At 38.4% G+C, this 22,380-nt stretch carries 20 protein-coding genes, 3 tRNA genes and 2 pseudogenes; 8 read left to right on the forward strand and 17 right to left on the reverse strand.

The features are described from left to right. Window positions 1-28: 28 nt before the first annotated feature. Window positions 29-104, reverse strand: a tRNA-Gly gene (locus AB4153_RS15530). Window positions 105-343: 239 nt separating this feature from the next. After that, the gene (locus AB4153_RS15535) at window positions 344-1,780 is read right to left on the reverse strand and encodes a glyceraldehyde-3-phosphate dehydrogenase (RefSeq protein ID WP_229368680.1); all 1,437 of its coding nucleotides are present in this window, start codon (window positions 1,778-1,780) and stop codon (window positions 344-346) included. 201 nt (window positions 1,781-1,981) lie between these two features. Here AB4153_RS15535 and AB4153_RS15540 point away from each other — a divergent pair, with 201 nt between their 5' ends. Then, window positions 1,982-2,812, forward strand: coding sequence for a DUF2989 domain-containing protein (locus AB4153_RS15540; protein WP_248956422.1), 831 nt, complete (start codon window positions 1,982-1,984; stop codon window positions 2,810-2,812). A gap of 234 nt (window positions 2,813-3,046) precedes the next feature. Continuing rightward, entirely contained in the window at window positions 3,047-4,057 is a 1,011-nt protein-coding gene (gap, locus tag AB4153_RS15545) for a type I glyceraldehyde-3-phosphate dehydrogenase (RefSeq protein ID WP_102527304.1), read from the forward strand. A gap of 77 nt (window positions 4,058-4,134) precedes the next feature. Here the strand turns inward: gap and nadA are convergent, their stop codons facing one another. The 6 genes and pseudogenes from nadA to astE form a co-directional block, all read right to left on the reverse strand. Continuing rightward, window positions 4,135-5,202, reverse strand: a complete 1,068-nt coding sequence (nadA, locus tag AB4153_RS15550) for a quinolinate synthase NadA (protein ID WP_102527303.1) — start codon at window positions 5,200-5,202, stop codon at window positions 4,135-4,137. Between the two features lie 107 nt (window positions 5,203-5,309). Continuing rightward, window positions 5,310-6,548, reverse strand: a pseudogene (locus AB4153_RS15555) (dihydrolipoyllysine-residue acetyltransferase); the annotation flags it as partial. 131 nt (window positions 6,549-6,679) lie between these two features. Further along, window positions 6,680-6,917 (reverse strand): annotated as a pseudogene (locus AB4153_RS15560) (biotin/lipoyl-containing protein); the annotation flags it as partial. 9 nt (window positions 6,918-6,926) lie between these two features. Then, a complete protein-coding gene (locus tag AB4153_RS15565; protein ID WP_248956419.1) occupies window positions 6,927-7,904 on the reverse strand; it encodes a transketolase C-terminal domain-containing protein in 978 nt (325 codons plus the stop codon). Between the two features lie 2 nt (window positions 7,905-7,906). Then, window positions 7,907-9,085: a thiamine pyrophosphate-dependent dehydrogenase E1 component subunit alpha gene (locus AB4153_RS15570; RefSeq protein ID WP_102527300.1), complete on the reverse strand. Its 1,179-nt coding sequence runs from the start codon at window positions 9,083-9,085 to the stop codon at window positions 7,907-7,909. A 150-nt stretch (window positions 9,086-9,235) separates the two neighbouring features. Then, a complete protein-coding gene (astE, locus tag AB4153_RS15575; protein WP_303517138.1) occupies window positions 9,236-10,267 on the reverse strand; it encodes a succinylglutamate desuccinylase in 1,032 nt (343 codons plus the stop codon). A gap of 174 nt (window positions 10,268-10,441) precedes the next feature. On the opposite strand from astE, the gene msrA reads away from it, so the two are divergent. Both msrA and trxB read left to right on the forward strand, forming a co-directional pair. Next, window positions 10,442-10,921 (forward strand): peptide-methionine (S)-S-oxide reductase MsrA, encoded by a 480-nt coding sequence (msrA, locus tag AB4153_RS15580; RefSeq protein WP_371998075.1) that lies wholly within the window; start codon window positions 10,442-10,444, stop codon window positions 10,919-10,921. A 157-nt stretch (window positions 10,922-11,078) separates the two neighbouring features. Next, complete coding sequence (trxB, locus tag AB4153_RS15585) at window positions 11,079-12,029, forward strand: thioredoxin-disulfide reductase (protein WP_229368675.1); 951 nt, start codon at window positions 11,079-11,081, stop codon at window positions 12,027-12,029. 49 nt (window positions 12,030-12,078) lie between these two features. On the opposite strand, the gene AB4153_RS15590 is transcribed toward trxB, so the two are convergent. The 5 genes from AB4153_RS15590 to thrS all read right to left on the reverse strand — a co-directional run bounded on the left by AB4153_RS15590 (window position 12,079) and on the right by thrS (window position 15,865). Then, entirely contained in the window at window positions 12,079-12,621 is a 543-nt protein-coding gene (locus tag AB4153_RS15590; RefSeq protein ID WP_371998076.1) for a GNAT family N-acetyltransferase, read from the reverse strand. Window positions 12,622-12,729: 108 nt separating this feature from the next. Further along, entirely contained in the window at window positions 12,730-13,089 is a 360-nt protein-coding gene (rplT, locus tag AB4153_RS15595; RefSeq protein WP_012325107.1) for a 50S ribosomal protein L20, read from the reverse strand. A gap of 18 nt (window positions 13,090-13,107) precedes the next feature. Beyond that, window positions 13,108-13,302, reverse strand: coding sequence for a 50S ribosomal protein L35 (gene rpmI, locus AB4153_RS15600; protein WP_055023949.1), 195 nt, complete (start codon window positions 13,300-13,302; stop codon window positions 13,108-13,110). An 88-nt stretch (window positions 13,303-13,390) separates the two neighbouring features. Further along, the gene (infC, locus tag AB4153_RS15605) at window positions 13,391-13,933 is read right to left on the reverse strand and encodes a translation initiation factor IF-3 (RefSeq protein ID WP_102527295.1); all 543 of its coding nucleotides are present in this window, start codon (window positions 13,931-13,933) and stop codon (window positions 13,391-13,393) included. 3 nt (window positions 13,934-13,936) lie between these two features. Next, window positions 13,937-15,865: a threonine--tRNA ligase gene (gene thrS, locus AB4153_RS15610; RefSeq protein WP_102527294.1), complete on the reverse strand. Its 1,929-nt coding sequence runs from the start codon at window positions 15,863-15,865 to the stop codon at window positions 13,937-13,939. 356 nt (window positions 15,866-16,221) lie between these two features. On the opposite strand from thrS, the gene AB4153_RS15615 reads away from it, so the two are divergent. Beyond that, window positions 16,222-16,422 (forward strand): CPXCG motif-containing cysteine-rich protein, encoded by a 201-nt coding sequence (locus AB4153_RS15615; RefSeq protein WP_102527293.1) that lies wholly within the window; start codon window positions 16,222-16,224, stop codon window positions 16,420-16,422. A gap of 38 nt (window positions 16,423-16,460) precedes the next feature. On the opposite strand, the gene AB4153_RS15620 is transcribed toward AB4153_RS15615, so the two are convergent. After that, window positions 16,461-17,102 carry a riboflavin synthase subunit alpha gene (locus AB4153_RS15620; protein ID WP_371998077.1) on the reverse strand — a complete coding sequence of 214 codons (642 nt, stop codon included), beginning with the start codon at window positions 17,100-17,102 and terminating at the stop codon, window positions 16,461-16,463. Window positions 17,103-17,132: 30 nt separating this feature from the next. Here AB4153_RS15620 and AB4153_RS15625 point away from each other — a divergent pair, with 30 nt between their 5' ends. The 3 genes from AB4153_RS15625 to AB4153_RS15635 all read left to right on the forward strand — a co-directional run bounded on the left by AB4153_RS15625 (window position 17,133) and on the right by AB4153_RS15635 (window position 18,886). Continuing rightward, window positions 17,133-18,503, forward strand: a complete 1,371-nt coding sequence (locus AB4153_RS15625; protein WP_303517141.1) for an MATE family efflux transporter — start codon at window positions 17,133-17,135, stop codon at window positions 18,501-18,503. Between the two features lie 204 nt (window positions 18,504-18,707). Further along, a tRNA-Val gene (locus AB4153_RS15630) sits at window positions 18,708-18,784 on the forward strand. A gap of 25 nt (window positions 18,785-18,809) precedes the next feature. Beyond that, window positions 18,810-18,886, forward strand: a tRNA-Val gene (locus tag AB4153_RS15635). A gap of 298 nt (window positions 18,887-19,184) precedes the next feature. On the opposite strand, the gene AB4153_RS15640 is transcribed toward AB4153_RS15635, so the two are convergent. The 3 genes from AB4153_RS15640 to AB4153_RS15650 all read right to left on the reverse strand — a co-directional run bounded on the left by AB4153_RS15640 (window position 19,185) and on the right by AB4153_RS15650 (window position 22,370). Continuing rightward, entirely contained in the window at window positions 19,185-19,526 is a 342-nt protein-coding gene (locus AB4153_RS15640; RefSeq protein ID WP_371998078.1) for a hypothetical protein, read from the reverse strand. A gap of 112 nt (window positions 19,527-19,638) precedes the next feature. Next, window positions 19,639-20,328 carry an ASCH domain-containing protein gene (locus tag AB4153_RS15645; protein ID WP_371998079.1) on the reverse strand — a complete coding sequence of 230 codons (690 nt, stop codon included), beginning with the start codon at window positions 20,326-20,328 and terminating at the stop codon, window positions 19,639-19,641. 362 nt (window positions 20,329-20,690) lie between these two features. Next, complete coding sequence (locus AB4153_RS15650; RefSeq protein WP_371998080.1) at window positions 20,691-22,370, reverse strand: metallophosphoesterase; 1,680 nt, start codon at window positions 22,368-22,370, stop codon at window positions 20,691-20,693. Window positions 22,371-22,380: the final 10 nt, after the last annotated feature.

The raw sequence follows: 22,380 nt of genomic DNA on the forward strand, positions 1-22,380 counted from the left end.
CCATTCTGCCATCGCGCCGTTGTTTGATTGGAGCGACATATCGGGTTCGAACCGATGACCTATACCTTGGCAAGGTATCGCTCTACCAACTGAGCTAATGTCGCATATCAAACAAAACACTTAGTTAAAACGATAAATCAATTTGTCCCTGAGTGCGGAATGGAATTCTACCGTTTTACGCAAATGTGTCAATGCAGAATTACTATATTTTAGAGCTTTTATAACCGTTTGATGTATAAATCAACGTATTGAACAATTATTGTCTATTAAACCATGACAGCCAACAAAAAAGGCACTTCTACTAAGAAGTGCCTTTGAAATGATGGTTCTTAACTTAGTAAGTTTACGCTTCTGGTAAAGAAAGCGTTGTAAGTCCAAGCATCTTTTGCATGACGCCGACTACTTGACAGCTATAACCGAACTCATTGTCATACCACACGTATAAAATAGCACGCTTGCCATCAGCAATAGTTGCTTGAGAGTCAACAACACCAGCATAGCGAGAACCCACTAAGTCACTTGATACAATTTCAGTAGAATCAGTGTAATCAACTTGGTTTTTCAACTCAGAAGTTAATGCGATATCTTTTAGGTATTCATTTAACTCATCGCGATTAGTTTCGCCGTTTAAGTTAACACTGATAATGGCCATTGAAACATTTGGTGTCGGTACACGGATAGCGTTACCTGTTAACTTACCTTCCATTACAGGTAATGCTTTTGCAACCGCTTTCGCTGCACCTGTTTCAGTAATAACCATGTTTAATGGCGCACTTCGACCACGACGGTCAGCACTATGATAGTTATCAATTAAGTTTTGGTCATTAGTATACGAATGGATTGTTTCAACATGTCCGTTTTCAATGCCATACTTATCATTCACTGCTTTTAATACAGGTGTAATAGCATTGGTTGTACAACTTGCTGCCGAAACAATCATATCCTCAGGAAGAATATCATTTTCATTCACACCGTAAACGACGTTCTTAATTGCCCCCTTAGCAGGAGCGGTTAACAGTACTTTACTTGCACCTTTACTCTTAAGGTGAAGACCAAGACCATCTTCATCTTTCCAAATACCGGTATTATCCACAACAAGCGCATTATTGATGCCGTATTGTGTGTAATCTACTTGATCAGGTGAATTAGCGTAAATGATTTGAATATATGTACCATTAGCAATAATGGCGTTATTTTCTTCGTCTACTTCAACAGAGCCATTGAATGGACCATGAACTGAGTCACGACGTAATAAACTAGCACGCTTTTCTAAATCACCTTTTTTACCGCCACGTAAGACGATTGCACGTAAACAAAGCTTATTACTCTTACCCGTTTTTTCAATCATTAAGCGGGCTAATAGACGGCCGATACGTCCAAAACCGTATAAGACAACATCTTTAGATTCTACATCGTCACCAAAGTTTAAGCCTTGCTCTAACTCTTTAGTCATGTAGGCTTGAATTTGAGAAGCATCAGCATTATCACGCCAGTAATTAATAGCTAACTTGCCAATATCCACTTTACAGTGCTTTACTGATAACTTGCTTAATGCTTCAACGAATGGAAAGCTTTCACGAAGGCGTAATTTTTCGCCAATATGACGACGAACTAGGCGATGCGCTTTAATAATTTCAATTGTAGATGCGTTTAAAAGTGGTTTACCATAAACTAAGACTTCAACGCCTTGATTACGATATAGTTTACCAAGTAAAGGCTGCATAGCCTCTGCCATTTCGAAACGTTCTTGCCAACTTTGTAGGTGTTTATCAGCGCTCATTAAAAAGATCCTTTATCTCACATTTCAGCGTAGGGTGCAGAAAGCATTGAGTAACAAAAAGAAAAGACCAATAGTCATTATTTGATAGGGTTATCCCCGTTTGGTCGGCGACATTGTAATGAAATTTACGCTTTTTCGCCAGTAAGAAATTTTTAGTAAACGTGTAATTTTATTAGAGAAATTCCACTTTTGGAGCCTGTTTTGAGTAAAAGTTTAGTAATAATTACATCATTTTCAATATTTGCTGCTTTATTCGGCTTATTTGGTTGTGATGTTGGCCGAAATAGTGGCAGCATTTGTAAAAATAATCCTGAACTTTGTGCGGATTTACACCGAGATAGTTGGTGTTTAGTAGAAAAAGGCGACTTAATTCGTAGTAGATACCAATTAAAGATAACCACTGAGCCTACTGGAAAACAACTATACGACCAATTAATAAAGCTTGAGTCTTATAGCAAGTGCATAGAATTAGCTGCTGGTGTTATCCATATACAAAACACCGACCGGACTTTAGATAGAGAAAGAGCATATGCTGTTAGCACACAAAATTTAATCCAGTTAAGAGAATATACCAAGGACAACCCAGACAATTACCTTGTGTATTATCGTTGGACAACGTTTAACGATATACCTTCGCGTGATACGTTAATTAAAGCTGAGAAAAATGGTGAAATAACAGAACCATTTATACTTGCTCAGCTTGCGTCACATTATATTAAAACGGATATGAATAGAGCAAAGATGCTTTATTTACACCTATTGTCCCACGTTAAGCCTAAAACAATTGACCCTGATTGGTTACTCGCTCTCGCTACAATTTATCGTTGGGAGCAAAATGTTGATAATGAATATTTATTGACTAAGGCGAATACATTAATGAGTGACAACATTGCCTCACAAGAAAAATTATTAGCGCTTATAGCTAATGACAGTAACCGAGCTCAGCAATTAGATTTAGAAGCGATTGAGCTCGTTAGACTATTAAAAACAGCTCAGTTCGATACAAGTGAAATTAAATCAAAATTTGAATAAACAAAGACCACCTTGTTAGCTACACTGAGTACAATTAATTAACAGTTAACGCTGTATTACACTTTCAAAAAAATCGCCAACAGCAGCTTATTTCTGTAATTTGTAAATTAAATACAGATATTTTGCACTTTATTAGCGTTTTGAGGCTTTTTTACTTGACGAAAATCGTTAATTTGGTAATTTTACTACCATATGATTTACGTAACAGATTTATAATCACTTGAGGGATATGCAATGACTATCCGTGTAGCAATTAACGGCTATGGCCGTATCGGTAGAAATGTTTTACGTGCGCTTTATGAAAGCGAAAAGGATTACCCAATTGAAATCGTAGCTTTAAACGATTTGGGTGATGCTTCAATCAATGCTCACCTTACCAAATATGATTCAGTTCATGGTCGTTTCAACGCTAAAGTTGATCATGATGATGAAGCCATCTACGTTAATGGCGATAAAATCCTGACTTTTCAAGAACGAGACCCTTCTAAATTACCTTGGGCAGAATTAAACGTTGATGTTGTTTATGAATGTACTGGTATTTTCACATCTAAAGAAGCAGTACAACCGCATTTAACAGCTGGCGCTAAGAAAGTTATTATTTCTGCTCCAGGCAAAAATGTTGATGCAACTGTTGTTTACGGCGTGAACAATGAAGTGTTAACCAGTGATATGACTGTTATTTCAAATGCTTCATGTACAACCAACTGTTTAGCTCCTTTTGCGAAACCGTTGAATGACTCTGTTGGTATTGAATCTGGTTTAATGACTACTATTCATGCTTACACCAATGATCAACGCTTATCAGATGTTTACCACACTGATTTACGTCGTGCTCGTGCAGCAGCAATGTCTATGATCCCAACGCAAACTGGGGCAGCTGCTGCTGTAGGTTTAGTGGTTCCTGAGCTTCAAGGTAAGTTTGACGGTTTAGCTGTACGTGTACCGACAGTTAACGTATCTCTTGTTGATCTAACTTTCCAAGCGTCTCGTGACACAACAGTTGAAGAAATTAACCAGATAGTGGCAGATGCAGCAAAAACTTCACCATTGAATGAAGCGCTTGCTATTAATGTTGAACCTTTAGTCTCTATCGATTTCAACCATAATGCATTTTCTTCTAACTTTGACGCGACTCAAACACGTGTTAATGGTCGACTTGTTAAAGTAATGGCTTGGTATGATAACGAATGGGGTTTCAGTAACCGCATGTTAGATAATACTGTTGCATTAATGACAGCTAAATAATTTGTTTTAATTTATAAAAAAGAAACATTAAAAAGCCCTGCACTTGCAGGGCTTTTTGTTATTAGCTATCAATTTTATTAAGCGTTACCCTTCACTTTCATGTTTAAGGTTTTCGCAAAATTAAGCATTCTGTTTAATGGCACTAGTGCATCATCACGTAATGCATCATCAACGAACACTTCGTGTTCAGTTTTATTTGTTGCTGTCAGTGACGCTTCAATAGCTTGTAAACCATTCATTGCCATCCAAGGACAATGAGCACAGCTTTTACATGTAGCGCCATTACCACCAGTTGGTGCTTCAATGAGTGTTTTACCTGGTGCTGCTTGTTGCATTTTATAAAAAATGCCTCTGTCAGTCGCCACAATAAACTCTTGGTTGTCCATGTTTTGTGCAGCTTTAATTAGCTGACTCGTAGAGCCCACAGCATCCGCTAAAGCAACGACATTTGCCGGTGACTCAGGGTGAACCAAAATAGCAGCATCAGGATGCTGTATCTTAAGTTCCTTTAATGCTTTAGATTTGAATTCGTCATGAACAATACAATCGCCCTGCCACATCAACATATCAGCGCCAGTTTCTTTAGCAATGTAACTACCCAAGTGACGGTCAGGTCCCCAAATAATCTTTTTGCCCTCGCTATCCAAATGTTCAACAATCTCTAGCGCGATACTAGAGGTTACTACCCAATCTGCACGGGCTTTTACTGCCGCTGAGGTGTTCGCATATACAACTACGGTATGGTCTGGGTGGGCATCACAAAATGCTGAAAACTTATCGATTGGACAACCAATGTCTAAAGAACAAGTGGCTTCTAACGTAGGCATCAAGACAGTTTTTTCAGGGCTTAAAATTTTAGAGGTTTCACCCATAAACTTTACACCAGCAACAATCAGTTTCTTTGCTGGGTGATCACGGCCAAAGCGTGCCATTTCAAGGGAGTCAGAAACACAACCACCGGTTTCTTCAGCCAGTGCTTGAATTTCAGGATCTGTATAATAGTGTGCAACTAAAACAGCATCTTGGTCGATCAATAGCTGTTTTATTCTTGCTTTAGCTGCAGCTTTTTCAGCATGAGACAATAAAGCAGGTTTCGCAGGAAAAGGATACTCGATAGATTCGATATTCGGTGCCGAGGTGATCATTATGGTTCCGAGAAGTTACAACGTCCGGAGATTATACAAAATCAGTTAACAAAATTAAAGGACGCAATAGCGTCCTTTAATGAGTTAATTAGATTGCCATTATAGAATTAGCGCATTGCGAGTAACATTTCTTGTGGCTGCTCTAAGTACTGCTTCCAAAGATTACAGAAACGAGCAATGGTTCCACCATCGATTACACGATGATCGCCAGACCAACTGACTTGCATAATCTTACGCGCTTCTACCTCGCCATTGGCATTGAAACGAGGGAGTGTTTGTAATTTACCTAGGGCAACAATCGCAACTTCCGGTTTATTGATAATAGGCGTAGCAACCGTCCCACCTAAAGCACCAATATTTGAAATTGATATTGTTCCACCTTTTAAATCAGCAGGACTTACACGGCCACTTCTAGCAGCAGTTGTGAGTCGTGTAATTTCAGCGGCAACTTCTAAAATAGTTTTACTTTGTACATCTTTAACATTCGGTACTAACAAACCCACTTTTGAATCAACAGCCATACCAATGTTATGACTCGTTTTATAGGTTAACTCAGTGCAATCAGGGTTGACTTGACTGTTTAATACTGGAAATTCATTAATGGCTAATGACATTGCTTTCATGAAGAAAGGCATCATTGTCAATTTAACTTCGTCAGTTGAATAACGTTGTTTCATCTCGGCGCGTAATGCAACTAAATCTGTTAAATCAAATTCTTCACAATATGTAAAATGAGGAATCGTAGAAACAGACTCAACCATCATCTTAGCCATAACAGCTTTAACACCTTTAATTGGCTCAACTCTGTCTACATTTGTTGTTTGAATATTAGCTGGTATTGCAGCGCTATTAGAAACGGTAGTCGTTTTAGAGGCTGAGGTTTGGTTTGCTGTGGAGCCATTAGCAAACGCTTCAACATCTTCTTTATACACACGACCATTTTTACCCGTACCTGGCACGTTAGCAATATTGATATCCAAACTTCTAGCTAATCGGCGAACTGCAGGACTTGCTAACGCTTTACCTTGAGCAACTGGTTCACTAGTAACGACTTCGCTAACGGCAGCTGAATGCGTGACTGTTTGAGCCGCTTCAACTTGAGTGCCTGTAGATTCAACCTCGATTGCGAATAACGGCTCATGAACTTTAGCTAATTGGCCTTTTCTGTAATGTAATTTTACAATCTTGCCATTTTTAATCGCTGGTATTTGAACTAAAGCTTTATCTGTCATCACATCAGCAATCGGCTGATCCTCTGTGACAATATCACCTTCAGCGACAAGCCATTCAACAAGTTCACATTCAACAATACCTTCACCGATATCAGGGAGTAAGAACTCTTCAACATCACGTGCGGTAGTTTGACTTATTTGTTCAACATTTCTTGCAACTTCATTGCTGGTTTCTTCATTAGCTTCTGTTGCCGTTTCTTGAGTAGAAGGTGCTCTAGATTCATCAGCAGTGTTAACACCTGTTGCCTCAAGTTCTACTGCATAAAGCGGCGCATGAACTTTTGCAATGTCACCCTTCGCGTAATATAGCTTGGTAATGACGCCCGCATGAGGTGCAGGTATTTGAACTAAAGCTTTGTCTGTCATCACATCAGCAATTGGTTGATCTTCAACAACAACATCACCTTCTTGAACCATCCAATCAACAAGCTCACACTCTACGACGCCTTCACCAATATCAGGCAAAATAAAATCTTTAATCATATCTTGCTCCTAGAAATTGACTGAAGCTTTAATGGCTTCGTAAGTTTTAAGTTCATCTGGCATGTATTCTTTTTCCAGAATCAACGGATATGGTGTATCTAAGCCACATATACGGCTTATAGGTGACTCTAAATGTAAGAAACACTCTTCTTGAATTGTCGCTGCGATTTCACCGGCGAAACCACCCGTTAACGGTGCTTCATGGTTAATGAGCAAACGACCTGTTTTCTTGACAGATGCAGCAACGGTATCAATATCCCAAGGTGACAAGGTTCTTAAATCGACAATTTCACAAGAAATGCCGTCCTTTTCAGCCATTTTTGCCGCTTTTTCAAGAATTTCCATCTGAGCGCCCCAACCAAGTAAGGTAATATCCGTCCCCGTTTTAACGACATCAGCTTTACCAAGCTCAATTACGAAGTCGCCGGCAGGGACTTCACCAACAGATGCACGGTACAATCTTTTTGGTTCAAAGAAAATGACCGGATTGGGATCGCGAATTGAAGCTAATAACAAACCTTTGGCTTGTTCTGGATTCCGTGGAATGACAACTTTTAAACCAGGGGTTTGGGTAAAATACGCTTCTGGTGATTGTGAGTGATAATGACCACCTGCAATACCGCCGCCGTACGGGGTTCTAAAAGTTAACCCACCAACGTTAAACTGGTTACCACTGCGGTATCTGAACTTTGCTGTTTCATTCACTATTTGATCGAATGCAGGAAAAATATAATCAGCAAATTGTATTTCAGCAACGGCCGTCATACCATTTGAAGCCAAGCCATTAGCAAAACCTGCTATGCCTTGTTCAGTTAACGGAGTATTAAAACAACGATCTCTACCAAACTTTTCTTGTAATCCAGATGTTGCACGGAAAACGCCACCAAAATGACCCACATCTTCGCCAAACACAACCATTCGTTCATCAGCAGTCATTGCAATTGCCAATGCATCATTGATGGCGTGTAACATATTCATTTCAGCCACAATTAAATTCTCCCTGCGCTTTTAGGATACGACTTTGGATATTTCTTAATATGTTGTTTGAGCTCTGCAAGCTGCTTTTCTAAAACAGGTGTAGGCTTATCCAGTACGTCTGTAATCAAACCATCTATGTGTGGTAAAGGCACTTTTTCAGCCACTTTAACGGCGCTAAGTACTTCCTCACGATATTTCTCATAACGTGCTGCATCATCAGCTTCATTAAGCCAATCTTTATTGATCATCCAGAGCTTGAAGCGTTTAACTGGGTCATGTTGTTCCCATTTTGCTTCTTCTTCTTTTGAACGATAACCAGAAGGATCATCCGATGATGAATGCGCACCTAAGCGATAAGTCATTGCTTCGATTAATACAGGTGCATTGTGTTCAAGCGCGTGCGCGCGAGCTTGTTGAGTTGCAGCGAGCACAGCTAACATGTCATTACCATCAACACGAATGGTATGCATACCGTAACCGACACCACGACTAGCAATGCCATTACCAGCAAACTGTTCTTCAGTAGGCGTTGAAATGGCATAACCGTTATTACGACAGAAAAATATCGTTGGAGATTTTAACACTGCAGCCATATTCAAACCTGCATGAAAGTCCCCTTCTGATGCTGCGCCTTCACCAAAGTAACAAATGGCTACGTTACGTTTACCTTGTAATTTAAAAGCATGTGCAACGCCAGTTGCCTGCGGAATTTGTGTTGCAAGTGGAGATGAGATCGTTTGGTAATTTAGCTCGTTACTACCGTAATGAATCGGCATTTGACGGCCTTTACCTAAATCTTTTTCATTACTGAACATCTGATTCATAAATTGTTCAGTAGTAAAACCACGGTATCGTAATGAGGCATGTTCGCGATACTGAGCAAGAATTACATCGCCATCATCTAACGCGGCTGTACTACCGATAATTGATGCTTCCTCACCAGTACATGTCATATAAAAACTGATACGACCTTGTCTTTGCGCACTTAGCATACGTTCATCTAATACTCGGGTAAAAACACAAGTATCATGAATTCGCTCAGCGAGTGCTTTATCTATCACTGGCATGACGGCATTTTCGTATGTCGTACCATCAGCTTGAAGAATTTTTAAAATAGGAATGTGCAATGAAGCTTTGTCTAAGAAGCTGACACGATGCACTGTTTCATTATTCAGTGGTGCGTTGCTCATATTGTGCTCTTATTATGTGAGGCCTTATAAAATAAAGCTTAATTTATACTATGCGAACGAACATTACGTTAACGTAAACTAGCGATCAACTAATGTTCATTCCATCTAGTGAATAACTTCTCATTTAATTTGTATATCTAGCTTTACAAATTACTGAATATCTTCGTTAGGAGCTGGTATTAAGCATAATACCGTGCGCTGACCAACAGGTACATTTTCATTTGGAAAAACGATAGCTTCATACGGATATTCAATTAAAATTTCTTTTCCGCCTTCAGTTGCTAATACTTCACCTTGCTTAAAGCCGGTAAAATTAACCGTGGCTTTTGGAAATGCGAATGTAAAATCATCGAAGTGCTTGTTCACTGAACGAGACACTTTATACAAGTTAAGCTGGTCGCTGTTAAATTCAGCAACTGATACTTGCTGCTTGGTTATCAAGTGATTTAGCATTTTGCGCGTATTAGCAAACTTACTCATTTCATTTTGACCAAACGGCATCACCTTTCCAAGCTCAACGGTGAAAGCGTCGGCTTTAAATTGTTCTGACGAATAATAGCTAAATGTCGTTGTCGGTTCGTGATGAAATAAAATGGTGTCCACATCGCAACCAGCAAGAAACATAATTTGTTCAGCACTAAAACTACGGCCTGGTCGATAAGGATATATCGCAAATTTTTCGTGTTTTGAAGGCTTAATTGCTGTGTGCAAGTCATAATGAATACGTTGTGATACGTGATTATCGAGGAAAAAATCGCTTACATAACCCTCCAATGCTTTAGCGCGAACTCTTTCCTTGTTGCAAAGCCCTTCACCTTTTGAATGCGCGCCGCTAAATAACCTGTTCATGTTTTCTTCTACAAAACGGGTTTCAGTTAAAATGGAATCTGGGTTGCCAATTAAAAATAATACTCTGTGTTCTGTCTGTATTTGTTCATTAAGTAACGCTTGGATTAAGTCATTACAAATCTCAATAGGCGCAGTTTCGTTCCCATGAATGGCACACGATAAAACAATATCCTTAGTAGAACCTGTTGCAGGAGTAAAGCTGATGACACCGTTATCATGTATTTTGACTATTGTTTGATTAGATAAGGTGAAACTGTGTGAGGTAATGACTTTATCGATGTTAGCTAAAGTGAACGCTAAAAAATCTTTTTCTTCCATTAATTGTTGAAACACGAAGACTCCTTGAAAAACGGTAAAACGAAATTGGTTTCAATAACAGATGTTGATTCTAACACAACAAGTGGAAGCTGACGTTAAGGGACAATTGACATAGTGTAAAACTTTACTTGCATTCTCATTCAGAACAAATATAATTTTAGCCATCTAGACTTCTTTATGGATGTAAATATGACTTTAGCAACATTTGGTGCAGGCTGTTTTTGGGGTGTTGAATATTTTTTCAAGCAAGTAGATGGTGTTACCAATGCACAATGCGGCTATATGGGCGGAAGAGATCAATTTCAGAGTTATGAAGAAGTCAAAACAGGCACAACAGGTCATGCTGAAGTCGTTCAAGTAGAGTTTGATGAATCAATTGTTTCATACCAAGAGCTTTTGGAAGTGTTCTGGCAAAATCACAACCCAACCACTCTGAATAGACAAGGTGGCGATATTGGTAATCAGTATCGCAGTGCTGTATTTTTTCATAGTAAAATTCAAAAAGACACTGCTGAAAAATCCAAACTTGATCTAGCACGCAGTGGTAAATGGGGAACTAAGCATATTGTAACTGAAATTGTCCCAATTCAGCAGTTCCACCCTGCAGAAGAATATCATCAAAATTACTTAGAGAAGAATGAGTTACCAAGCTGTCATATTAGTTATTAGTTTATGAAATGACTTAAGGCACTTGTATTGGTGCCTTTTTTATACAAAAGCGATTAATACAATCTATATCTTAGACAGTTCTGCACTTTACCCCATCCGTTAAATTCCCTACAATCCATGCAAATTGCTTAAGGCATGAATACGGAGAAATACAAAAATGAGTCAAGCTCGTCATATTAACCTACTTATCTTAGGTTCAGGTCCTGCTGGTTATACTGCTGCAGTTTATGCCGCTCGTGCGAATTTAAAACCAGTCATGATCACTGGTATGCAGCAAGGTGGTCAATTGACCACAACAACAGAAGTTGAAAACTGGCCAGGTGATGCTGAAGGTTTAACCGGTCCTGCTTTAATGGAAAGAATGCAACAGCACGCAGAAAAATTTGAAACTGAAATCATTTTTGATCACATCAATGAAGTCGATTTTAGTGAGCGCCCTTTTAAATTAAAAGGTGACAACGGCGAATTTACTTGTGATGCACTAATTATCGCAACTGGAGCCTCTGCTAAATATTTAGGTTTGCCTTCTGAAGAAGCATTTATGGGGCGAGGTGTATCAGCATGTGCAACTTGTGACGGTTTCTTTTATCGTAACCAGAAAGTAGCCGTTGTTGGCGGCGGTAATACCGCTGTTGAAGAAGCACTTTACTTAAGTAACATCGCATCAGAAGTTCATTTAATTCATCGCCGTGACACTTTCCGCTCAGAAAAGATTCTAATTAATCGACTGATGGACAAAGTGGCAAACGGAAATATTATCCTTCACTTAGATCAAACGCTTGATGAAGTGACTGGTGATAATATGGGCGTTACTGGTTTGAATATGAAGAGCACTAAAGACGGGTCTATTTCGTCTCTAGAAGTTGCAGGTGTATTCATTGCAATTGGTCATAGCCCTAATACTGGTATTTTTAATGATCAACTGAATATGAATCACGGCTACATTACGGTTAATAGTGGTTTACAAGGTAATGCAACACAAACCAGCATTGAAGGTATTTATGCCTGTGGTGATGTTATGGATCAACATTACCGTCAAGCGATTACATCAGCAGGTTCAGGTTGTATGGCAGCTTTGGATGCTGAACGATTCCTTGATGCTCAGTAATCAATAAGCGCGTTATGTATTAAGATAAAGCCAGCGAATGCTGGTTTTTTTATTGTGTCGAATCCATTGAATATAAAACTACATCTACTTCGCCATCAACATCTGGGTGCACAATTGTCTTTTGGTATGTCATACCTAATTTAACCATTATGTTTATTGAAGCGCTATTGTGTTTATCAGCGATAGCGGAAAACTTTTTCACATCTTGTTGATGAGAAACAATGTGTTTAATGACCGCTATGGCACTTTCGGTTGCAACTCCTTTACCCCAAGTTTCTTGTTTAAATCGCCAACCAATTTCGATATTTTTAAACTCAGGCGACTCTGTAAAAAAGCCCATTGGTCTAATCAAAATCCAACCTGCAAATTGTTTATCATTTAAAAATACTTTCCAAAGCCCCCAATCTTTAGCAGGGTTAAGGTAACTGGCTAAGCGTGGAATAAAAACCTCATCAATTTCTTGTTGAGTTGTTTTTTTACCGCCATTGATATATTTCATCACAACAGGGTTTTGATCTAATTCAAATAATAAATCCGCATCATTAAGTGTCATAAGTGAGATAGTAAGGCGTTCTGTAGTAATTACAGTCATCGTGGTATTCCGTTAATAATGATTGTTTAAGGCTAACAATAAGATACCGTAAATTATAGGCATAAAAAAAGGAACCCGAAGGCTCCTTTTTTAAAGCATTTTAACTAATTACTTAGCTAAAGCTTCTTTTGCTTTTTCAACTAAAGTTGTAAATACAACTTTGTCGAATACAGCGATGTCAGCCAAAATCTTACGATCGATTTCGATTGATGCTTTTTTAAGGCCGTTAATGAAACGACTATAAGAAAGACCATTTTGACGAGAAGCCGCATTGATACGTGCAATCCAAAGTTGACGGAATTGACGTTTCTTTTGACGACGGTCACGGTAAGCATATTGACCAGCTTTAGTTACTGCTTGAACAGCAACACGGTAAGTACGTGAGCGAGCTCCGTAATAACCTTTGGCTAATTTAAGTACTTTCTTGTGACGAGCACGAGCGGTTACACCACGCTTAACTCTAGGCATTGTTCATATCTCCTTTAATTAAGCGTATGGTAGTTGACGTGCGATTGCTGGCACATCAGACTTTGCAACTAAACATTTAGCACGTAAGTGACGTTTACGCTTAGTGCTCTTCTTTGTCAAAATATGACGTAAGTGTGCTTGTTTACGCTTGAAACCATTAGCGGTTTTTCTGAAGCGCTTTTGAACACCCTTATCTGTTTTCATTTTAGGCATTGCTAAAACTCCGCATTGGGACATTAATAAAACGTAAGGCGAGCAAAATCCTCAAAAGGACTTTGCTACTTTTTAGTGGGTTGCCCTACTATTTCTTTTTAGGTGCGAGGACCATAACTGCTTGTCGACCTTCCATTTTCGGGAAAGATTCAACAACAGCATATGTTTCCAAATCTGCTTTGATACGGTTCAAAAGATCCATACCTAAGCTTTGGTGTGCCATTTCGCGACCACGGAAACGCAGCGTAATCTTCGCTTTGTCCCCATCTTCAAGAAAACGAATCAGGTTGCGTAGTTTTACCTGATAGTCGTTTTCATCAGTGCCAGGACGGAATTTTATTTCCTTCAGCTGGACCTGTTTCTGCTTCTTTTTTTGTTCCTTTTGGGCTTTAGCCTTATCAAAAAGGAACTTACCGTAGTCCATTATGCGACAGACAGGTGGCTCAGCATTAGGACTGATTTCAACCAGGTCTACACCTGCTTCATCAGCTAATTCCTGTGCCTGTGAAATACTAACGATTCCAACTGCCTCACCATCAATATCCGATAAACGAACTTCTGGTACGCCAGTGATTTCATCGTTAATACGATTAGGGGCTGGCTGTCGCCCTGCTGCTCTCTTGATCTTTATGACCTATTCCTCCAACAATAATAGACTACGGCTAGAAATTTGTTCTTGTATCTTGGCATTGAAATCATTGATTTTCATTTTGCCTAAATCGATACCATCACGTGTTCTGACCGCAACTTCCTTATTTTCCATTTCTTGATCGCCGACGACCAATAAATAAGGTACACGCTTTAACGTATGTTCACGTATTTTAAAGCCTATTTTCTCATTCCTCAAGTCTTTAGATGCACGAATGCCACTTTCTTTGAAAGATTTAACAATTTCGTCAACATAATCAGACTGTTTGTCTGTAATATTCATAACAATTACTTGCACAGGTGCAAGCCATGTTGGGAATTTACCTGCGTATTCTTCAATTAGAATACCTAAGAAACGTTCAAGAGACCCTAAAATCGCTCTATGGATCATAACTGGCGTTTGACGCGTGTTGTCTTCAGCAACATAAGTTGCCCCAAGACGAGATGGTAATGCGTAATCTAATTGCACAGTACCACACTGCCATGCACGGTCTAAACAGTCATGAAGTGTAAATTCGATTTTTGGACCATAGAAGGCACCTTCACCTGGCAAAATCTCGAATTCAATTTCGTTAGCAACAAGTGCTTGCTTTAATGCTTCTTCAGCTCTATCCCACATATCGTCATCACCAATTCGTTTTTCAGGACGAGTTGATAATTTAACGACGATATTGCTAAAGCCGAAACTGCCGTAAGTGTCGTATACCATTTGGATACATTCACTCACTTGTTCTTGAACTTGTGCGTCAGTACAGAATACGTGGGCATCATCTTGGGTGAATCCACGAACACGCATTAGTCCATGCAATGATCCTGATGGCTCATTACGATGACAACAACCAAACTCTGCCATTTTAAGTGGTAAATCACGGTATGATTTAAGACCTTGGTTAAAGATCTGAACATGACCAGGACAATTCATAGGTTTAATTGCATATTCACGGTTTTCACTGTTAGTAGTGAACATCGCATCTGCATACTTATCCCAATGGCCTGAACGTTCCCATAAGTTACGATCCATCATTAATGGACCTTTAACTTCTTGGTAAGTGTATTGACCTAATTTTTGTCGAATGAACTTCTCTAACTCTAGGTACAAACTCCAACCATCGTTATGCCAGAATACCATTCCTGGCGCTTCTTCTTGCATATGGTAAAGATCTAGCTGTTTACCAATTTTACGGTGGTCACGTTTTGCCGCTTCTTCAAGACGGTTTAAATGTACTTTTAATGCTTTTTTATCAGCCCATGCTGTTCCGTATACACGTTGCAGCATCTTATTATCTGAATTACCACGCCAGTATGCACCAGCAACACTCATTAACTTAAAGTGTTGGCAGAATTTCATATTAGGTACGTGTGGGCCACGACACATATCAACATATTCTTCATGGTGATATAAAGCCGGTGTTGCATCTTTACTGATGTTTTCATCTAAGATGGCAATTTTGTACTCTTCACCACGTGATTCGAAAGTATCGCGGGCTTCTTGCCAAGAAACAACGTTCTTAACAACACTATAATTTGTCTTTGCTAACGCAGTCATGCGTTTCTCAAGAGCATCAATATCTTCTTGAGTTAATTTATGGTCTAGATCGATGTCATAGTAAAAACCATTGTCGATAACTGGACCAATAGCCATTTTTGTTTCTGGCCACATTTGCTTAATTGCATGACCAAGTAAATGTGCACAAGAATGGCGAAGGATTTCAACACCCTCTTCATCTTTAGCCGTAATGATTGAAAGCTCTGAATCTGTGGTTATTAAGTCACAAGCATCAACTAACTCGCCGTTTACACGACCAGCAATACATGCTTTAGCTAAACCAGGACCGATGTCTGCTGCGACATCTAACGTTGAAACAGAATCTGCAAACTCGCGTTTGCTGCCATCAGGCAATGTAATAATTGGCATTAAATTTCCTTATCCAGTGGTGACCCACACGTAGGGCCACTTGGTAATAAATAATAAATAAAAGAAATGCCACCGAACTACAGACATTACAGGAGCCTGAGCTGATAGTGGCATGAAGTTGCATTGTATGTGAAAAGCACTTTTGCAAGCAAGTGATGCGCTAGTGTTAATCTACAATATTGACACTTTTTCTGTTATTTAAGGTATTGATTAAAATATTCCTTCTTAAATGGAATTAAATTGACTGAAGCTTTAGTTATTAAAGTCAATTGACATTGACTAGAGTCAACTATAATTACTGACGAAAGAAACGGATTTATCAGATACACACTTATTCAAGTCATCAAGGAGTTTGTATGAATTTAGTGAGTAAAATAATTAGCTGTCCACACTGCGGACATAACCAACATGTGCATATCGACACCAGTTTAGGGGATCAGGAATATTATGATGATTGCCGTATTTGCTGTAATTCAATCCACATGCGACTACAAGTGAATGATTCTAATCGAACAATTCAACTCTTTATAGATTCTGACGATGAACAGCTTTATTAATAATTAAAGCTATTCATCTTAATGTCTCGGGTTCAGCGTTATTTGATTAGATTAGCTAGGTCGATATTCGTTAATGCTTTTTTGGCAAGAATACGCTCAACAGTATCGACTATTACTTGTGTTTGGCTGTCAATTTCGATGTTAATTTTATCACCAATGATACAGTCACTTAAATTAGTCAATTTAAGTGTTTCAGGAATAAGGTGCAGTTTAAAATGATTATTCTTTAATTCTCCAACGGTTAAACTGCAACCATTAACACCCACAAAGCCTTTATAAAAAATATAATCCATCCATTTTTCAGGAACACTTAGGGTGAGATTATAATGTGAGTCTGTTTCACTTACTTCGGTTATGGTTGCCATAGCATGAATATGGCCAGATAAAATGTGACCGCCTATCTCTTTACCGAAGGTTAATGACCGCTCTATATTAACTTTGCTACCTGGCTCAACAAAATTTAGGTTTGTAACCTGTAACGTCTCTTCCATTACATCAAAATAAACTCTATCATTCTCGAGTTTAGTGACAGTTAAACATACGCCATTATTTGCAACACTCGCACCGGTTTCTAAACCTTGTTGCAGCTCTTCTGGAATTTTGACTTCAAACGTTTTTAAACCGCTTTGCTCTTTAATCGAAACCACATCACATGTGGCTTGCACGATACCAGTAAACATATTTTCACTCGTTAGTTAAAAGGTTTTCTAATGAATCACACAGGCTTTCAGGCCAAAAAATTAATACAACTAGCATTGCCAGTATTAATTGCACAAGTTACCCAAACAATGATGGGGTTTATCGATACTGTAATGGCTGGCAGAGTCAGTGCTGTCGATATGGCTGCTGTCGCAATTGGAACCAGTTTATGGTTACCAGCATTACTTTTTGTACAAGGTCTTATTCTCGCATTTACACCTGTATTTGCCCACCACCATGGTGCGAATAACCCGAAAGCAATACAGCCATTAATGTCGCAAGCTTTTTATATTGCCATAATCGGTACTATAGGTGTTTTGCTGTTCCTCTCATTTTCTAAAACCATTTTTACAATGATGGAGCTGGATCCTGAATTAGCAGATTTAAGTGCAGGATACCTACATGGTTTTATGTGGGGTGTACCTGCGTTCATCTTCTATCAAATTTTAAGAGGTTGTTCTGAAGGCATATCCTATACATTACCTACCATGGTGATTGGTTTTGTGGGTTTAGCTGTCAACATACCCGCTAACTATATATTTATATATGGACACTTTGGCGTTCCAGCCATGGGCGGCGCAGGTTGTGGTATTGCAACAGCTTTAGTGTTCTGGGCAATGCTCATTGCTATGATGATTTACATGCAGTTTCATCAAAAGTTTAAACAAATCGCGCCTTTTAGTACATTGAACAAGCCAAACTGGAAAACCATTTGGGAAATGACTAAACATGGTATGCCGATTGCGATGGCATTGTTTTTTGAAGTTAGCTTATTTGCAGTAATTGCCCTTCTGTTAGCCCCTTTAGGCGCAACAGTGGTAGCAGGTCATCAAATTGCACTTAACTTTTCTTCTATCGTATTTATGTTGCCATTATCAATAGGTATTGCCGTTTCAATTCGCGTGGGCTACTACCTTGGTCAAGATAAGCTTGAGATCAGTAACTTGGTAACAAAAATTGGCCTATTTATCGCGTTTTCATTAGCCGTATTCACTGCAGTAATTACCGTCTTGTTCAAAACCCAAATAGCGCTGCTTTATAATAATAATCCTGAGGTTGTCGCTTTAGCAGGTAGTTTAATGTTCTTAGCTGCCTTGTATCAGTTGTCTGACTCTATTCAAGTCGTCGCAGCGGGGGCATTAAGAGGATATAAAGATACTCAGAGTGCGTTCTATATTACCTTGGTTTCCTATTGGGCTATAGGAATGACATTAGGCTATACCTTGGCAAGAACAGATTTGATTGTCCCTGCGATGGGCGCTCATGGTTTCTGGATTGGCTTAATCGCAGGATTAACCAGTGCTGCAATCCTTTTTGCCATAAGACTGCGATACATACAAACTTCAGGAAAATTAAAAGCGGTTATTTCTGATCACAGTTGATAAAGGTTAAGAGTTAAAAACCAATAAATTAATTTTCAGCATATAAGCTACGAATATTTAAGCTTATATGCTGTTATTAAGTTCAATGTGAACAGCGAATCACCACTCGAACACTTTTTTAGTTTTTTTACTTGCATCAGTCTCTGTATACCGTAATATATCGCTCGTTCCAAAGATTACATCAATTTGTTTTCTTGAAACAATACAACTGTAGCTCAGCTGGTTAGAGCACCACCTTGACATGGTGGGGGTCGGTGGTTCGAATCCACTCAGTTGTACCATCTCTTTTGAGATTGATTTAGATTTACAACCGTAGCTCAGTTGGTTAGAGCACTACCTTGACATGGTAGGGGTCGGTGGTTCGAATCCACTCGGTTGTACCAATTTCTATTCTAAACTCTTGTTTTATACCCCCAAGTTAAATCCCATAACATACCTCCTTTGTGCCTTGTTTAAATATTGTTGTGTCGCCATCTTCTAATTTTATCTTCTAAATTCAAATAATTAAAATCAAGTGAATATCTATATTGGCTAGTTTGTTTGATACAAAACCTCTAACTAAAACACTATAAATAAACTTGTGCCCACTTTGTGCCAGGATAATTTTTAACAGCTTTTATTTCTCAACAGAGAAATGACCACCACCGAATCCTGTGCTAAAGAAAAACTAACAAGTTAGTTTTATGATAATTTAAAATAACCACTTAATTCTTCAAGACATACTGAACCGGCATCTTCATATTTATTAATTTTGTTAATCGGTAATTCTACCTTGATTAATTCATTGTTATTGCTAGAGCTTTGTTTGACCACAAAGCCACTTTGACAGCCTTCTTCCCAAACGATTACATATAGTGGATCACCGTGTTTACTGTAATCAATAGCAGCTTTACCAGAAAATAATGCTTTAGCTCCCCTTTTATGACCTAATGCATTTTCAATTGACTGGTGAGAAGCTTTCCTCCATGCGTTTTTAGTATGTATCGCTCTATAGTTAACTTTTCTTTTTATCGACGTATTCATTCAGCATCACTCCTGTTTAAAATATTTTTTAAGTGCTAGCCTTATAAAGTGAAACACTAACTTTATTAGGTATTGATATTACATTAAGAATGTCTATATGAATTTGAAAGGGTCACTTCCATTCGATAGCCGATACGATACCCCAGTTTCCTTTAGGGTTAGGCCTACGCCACTTTGCTGTATTCATTTTTTCTAAGTAAGCTAAGGCTACTTCAAAGGATGAAAATTTTTGTTCATTACCTTTTTCACCAACTGTATAATTACCATTTCTTTTTAAATCTTTTCCAAAAGAAGAGCCGTCACGTGCGATTGGAAACTTCTGTAATCCAGTATTATTAACTAATATGTTAACTTCTGGCTCATCATGCATTGAAATTAATACATTGGACTCTTGGTTAAGATTTTTAATTGTCTTAAAGATCGATTTGGGTTCTTTTGATGATTTAGCTAAATTAACCCAAATAACAGCACCTGATGGATGTGAGTACTCTATTGGATCTTCAAAAGCTTCAATCTCCTCTAATACCCAGGCATAATTCCACTTATCGAGCAATCCATCTGCAATCTGAGCTTCGGATATACCATGCTTATTCGAATTTAATAACAATTCAGTAACACTTAAAGGCCCAATACAGTCTACAACTTTAGCTTGACCTACAACTTGGCCACTTCCTTTTCGTATTAAACCAATAGTTTCTCTTTTTTTCGTGAGTTGACTTCGCATTTCCCATGTTTTTTCCCCATTTAGTATCTGAGAGATATAAGGGTCCGCTATGACAAGCCCGGTATCCAAATTATTCATTCTACTCTTCCTTAATCGATAAATTATTAGACTATTTTCTGTTGCCCATTTTACGATTTATAAATTTAATCATAATAATCAGCTTACTTTCGTACTTTGCAAAAGATGCGCGTATTTCCTTCAACTTCACTCATGCACCCATCTAGGTGCAGGGATTATTGAAAAATATCCTTTAAAAAGATCCTACAAATCAACTTTTCCTTTGCCAGTACACTATGCTCTTTTTCAATTCACACACTTATAAGAGTCTCTTTCAAGCTTTTGAAACAATGAAGTAACCTTAGGTAATTAAGAGCTTAAAACACAAAGCTTTACTATTTAACAAACTAGAATCAATGTTGAAATAAGCTCGTCTTCACAAACTAGTTGTCTAATTCACTCCAAGCAGTCATTAATTGATATGCAATACTGGCGCATATACGTTCAGAATTATCACGACTTACCCCGATCCAATGCTTTTCTATTAATACTAAATAAGCTGCTAACTGATCGACTTTGTATGACTGTGCTAGACGCATCACTTCAATCTCATAACCGACATATTCACTTGCCAACTGTTCATCTTCATCATCTGGGGAGTAAACAAAAATAGGATCCCATTTTTTAAGTAAAACATCATGGACATGTTGTAAAAACACTGGATGTTCTTTTAAAGGTGGGATTGACGAAAACATAGCATCCATGAAACCAATTAAGCCCTTACTAATAACTTGTGTTTCGTTTAATTCATCAACATAGCTAAAGCCACTATTATTAATTAGCTCTGAAGGGCAAACATCCCAGCTATCAACGCAGCAGTAATAGCCCATTATCGGATGCTCAGCTTTTGCGGCATTAAAGTCTACACAAACAACTTTACTACTTAATACCTCAGGGAAAGGAATTGGAGGTAAAGTGTAGTGACCAACTACTACTGGGAAAATAGGCTCCGCATTATATAAAAGGGCACCATTTGGAAGGCTTAGCTCAGGAATACTTTCTAATTGCGAAGGAGGCACTACAGCTAAATCACGATATGTGTTCACTTCATTATCGTTTTTCCACCATGCAACTCTAATATGATCTCTTTCAGTTCCCGTTTTATCTAAAAAGTTAACTCCATTAGGCAAACGTAATTCAGGACCTTTTAGCAAAGTTTCAATCAATGTATATAATTCGTGCTGTTTATCGAATGCAGACAGCCAATATTCATCTTTTAGTGAGTAATCTTTATTAAGATATGGCTTTAACTTGTCGATACTCTCTTGATGCCAGCATGCATGTATAGCTTTAACGTCTCCGAAATTCATAAACAATGGCAAGGCTTTAAACCAATTTATCCAAAATTTATGAGTGTCAGAATCCTCTCCAACCTGCTCTAAAAACAATTGATGCTGCTTTTGATTACTCACATTACTGCGTTCACGACAATAACTGCCATCATCCTTTTGCAAAAACCAACCAATAGCATTGAACTCATGATTACCCAATAAACAATAAGCATACTTACGATTAACTAAATCTTTTACTTGAGCCAGTAATTCAAGATGGTTTACAGATGTATTAGGAGAGTTATCAATCAAGTCGCCAATAAACACTAGTTTACTGTCAGCAAAACTACTATTAGAATTCTCAGCATCAAACCCTTGGTCTTCCAGCAAAGCATTTAGCTTAGTAGTTTGGCCATGCACATCGCCGATAAACAATAAACTGGTTATATTTTCATTATGACAAAATAATAATCCTTGCTCTAGGTCCTCACAACGAGTTTTCAGAATAGGCATCATCGTATTATGCCAATAATCTAGATCAAGAATACCGCCTGACATTCCCCCTCGATTTAAGGCATTAATACGAACCTCATTACCACCAAGATTCTGATCTATTGGCAAATTTGAAACAAAATCATCCACCCAAGCTAAAAGAGTTTTAGAGGTAAAATTGCATTCTTGCTCTGAGAGGGTTTCTCTCAATAAAAACCATAAAGCACTATTACCCCTTAAGCCATACTGTCGTAGATTTGTGAACAGGCTTTCAATATGTTTTGTCTTAATTAATTCCATGGCTTAAATT

Origin of the sequence: Shewanella sp. 10N.286.52.E4, assembly GCF_041468785.1 — a bacterium.
In the GTDB taxonomy this organism is placed as follows: domain Bacteria; phylum Pseudomonadota; class Gammaproteobacteria; order Enterobacterales; family Shewanellaceae; genus Shewanella; species Shewanella electrodiphila.

What these genes read in the sequence shown, in the direction of transcription:
- AB4153_RS15535 (WP_229368680.1), bottom strand. Translation starts at nt 1,780, where the DNA reads ATGAGCGCTGATAAACACCTACAAAGTTGGCAAGAACGTTTCGAAATG.
- gap (WP_102527304.1), top strand. Translation starts at nt 3,047, where the DNA reads ATGACTATCCGTGTAGCAATTAACGGCTATGGCCGTATCGGTAGAAAT.
- nadA (WP_102527303.1), bottom strand. Translation starts at nt 5,202, where the DNA reads ATGATCACCTCGGCACCGAATATCGAATCTATCGAGTATCCTTTTCCT.
- AB4153_RS15570 (WP_102527300.1), bottom strand. Translation starts at nt 9,085, where the DNA reads ATGAGCAACGCACCACTGAATAATGAAACAGTGCATCGTGTCAGCTTC.
- msrA (WP_371998075.1), top strand. Translation starts at nt 10,442, where the DNA reads ATGACTTTAGCAACATTTGGTGCAGGCTGTTTTTGGGGTGTTGAATAT.
- trxB (WP_229368675.1), top strand. Translation starts at nt 11,079, where the DNA reads ATGAGTCAAGCTCGTCATATTAACCTACTTATCTTAGGTTCAGGTCCT.
- AB4153_RS15590 (WP_371998076.1), bottom strand. Translation starts at nt 12,621, where the DNA reads ATGACTGTAATTACTACAGAACGCCTTACTATCTCACTTATGACACTT.
- rplT (WP_012325107.1), bottom strand. Translation starts at nt 13,089, where the DNA reads ATGCCTAGAGTTAAGCGTGGTGTAACCGCTCGTGCTCGTCACAAGAAA.
- rpmI (WP_055023949.1), bottom strand. Translation starts at nt 13,302, where the DNA reads ATGCCTAAAATGAAAACAGATAAGGGTGTTCAAAAGCGCTTCAGAAAA.
- thrS (WP_102527294.1), bottom strand. Translation starts at nt 15,865, where the DNA reads ATGCCAATTATTACATTGCCTGATGGCAGCAAACGCGAGTTTGCAGAT.
- AB4153_RS15615 (WP_102527293.1), top strand. Translation starts at nt 16,222, where the DNA reads ATGAATTTAGTGAGTAAAATAATTAGCTGTCCACACTGCGGACATAAC.
- AB4153_RS15620 (WP_371998077.1), bottom strand. Translation starts at nt 17,102, where the DNA reads ATGTTTACTGGTATCGTGCAAGCCACATGTGATGTGGTTTCGATTAAA.
- AB4153_RS15625 (WP_303517141.1), top strand. Translation starts at nt 17,133, where the DNA reads ATGAATCACACAGGCTTTCAGGCCAAAAAATTAATACAACTAGCATTG.
- AB4153_RS15640 (WP_371998078.1), bottom strand. Translation starts at nt 19,526, where the DNA reads ATGAATACGTCGATAAAAAGAAAAGTTAACTATAGAGCGATACATACT.
- AB4153_RS15645 (WP_371998079.1), bottom strand. Translation starts at nt 20,328, where the DNA reads ATGAATAATTTGGATACCGGGCTTGTCATAGCGGACCCTTATATCTCT.
- AB4153_RS15650 (WP_371998080.1), bottom strand. Translation starts at nt 22,370, where the DNA reads ATGGAATTAATTAAGACAAAACATATTGAAAGCCTGTTCACAAATCTA.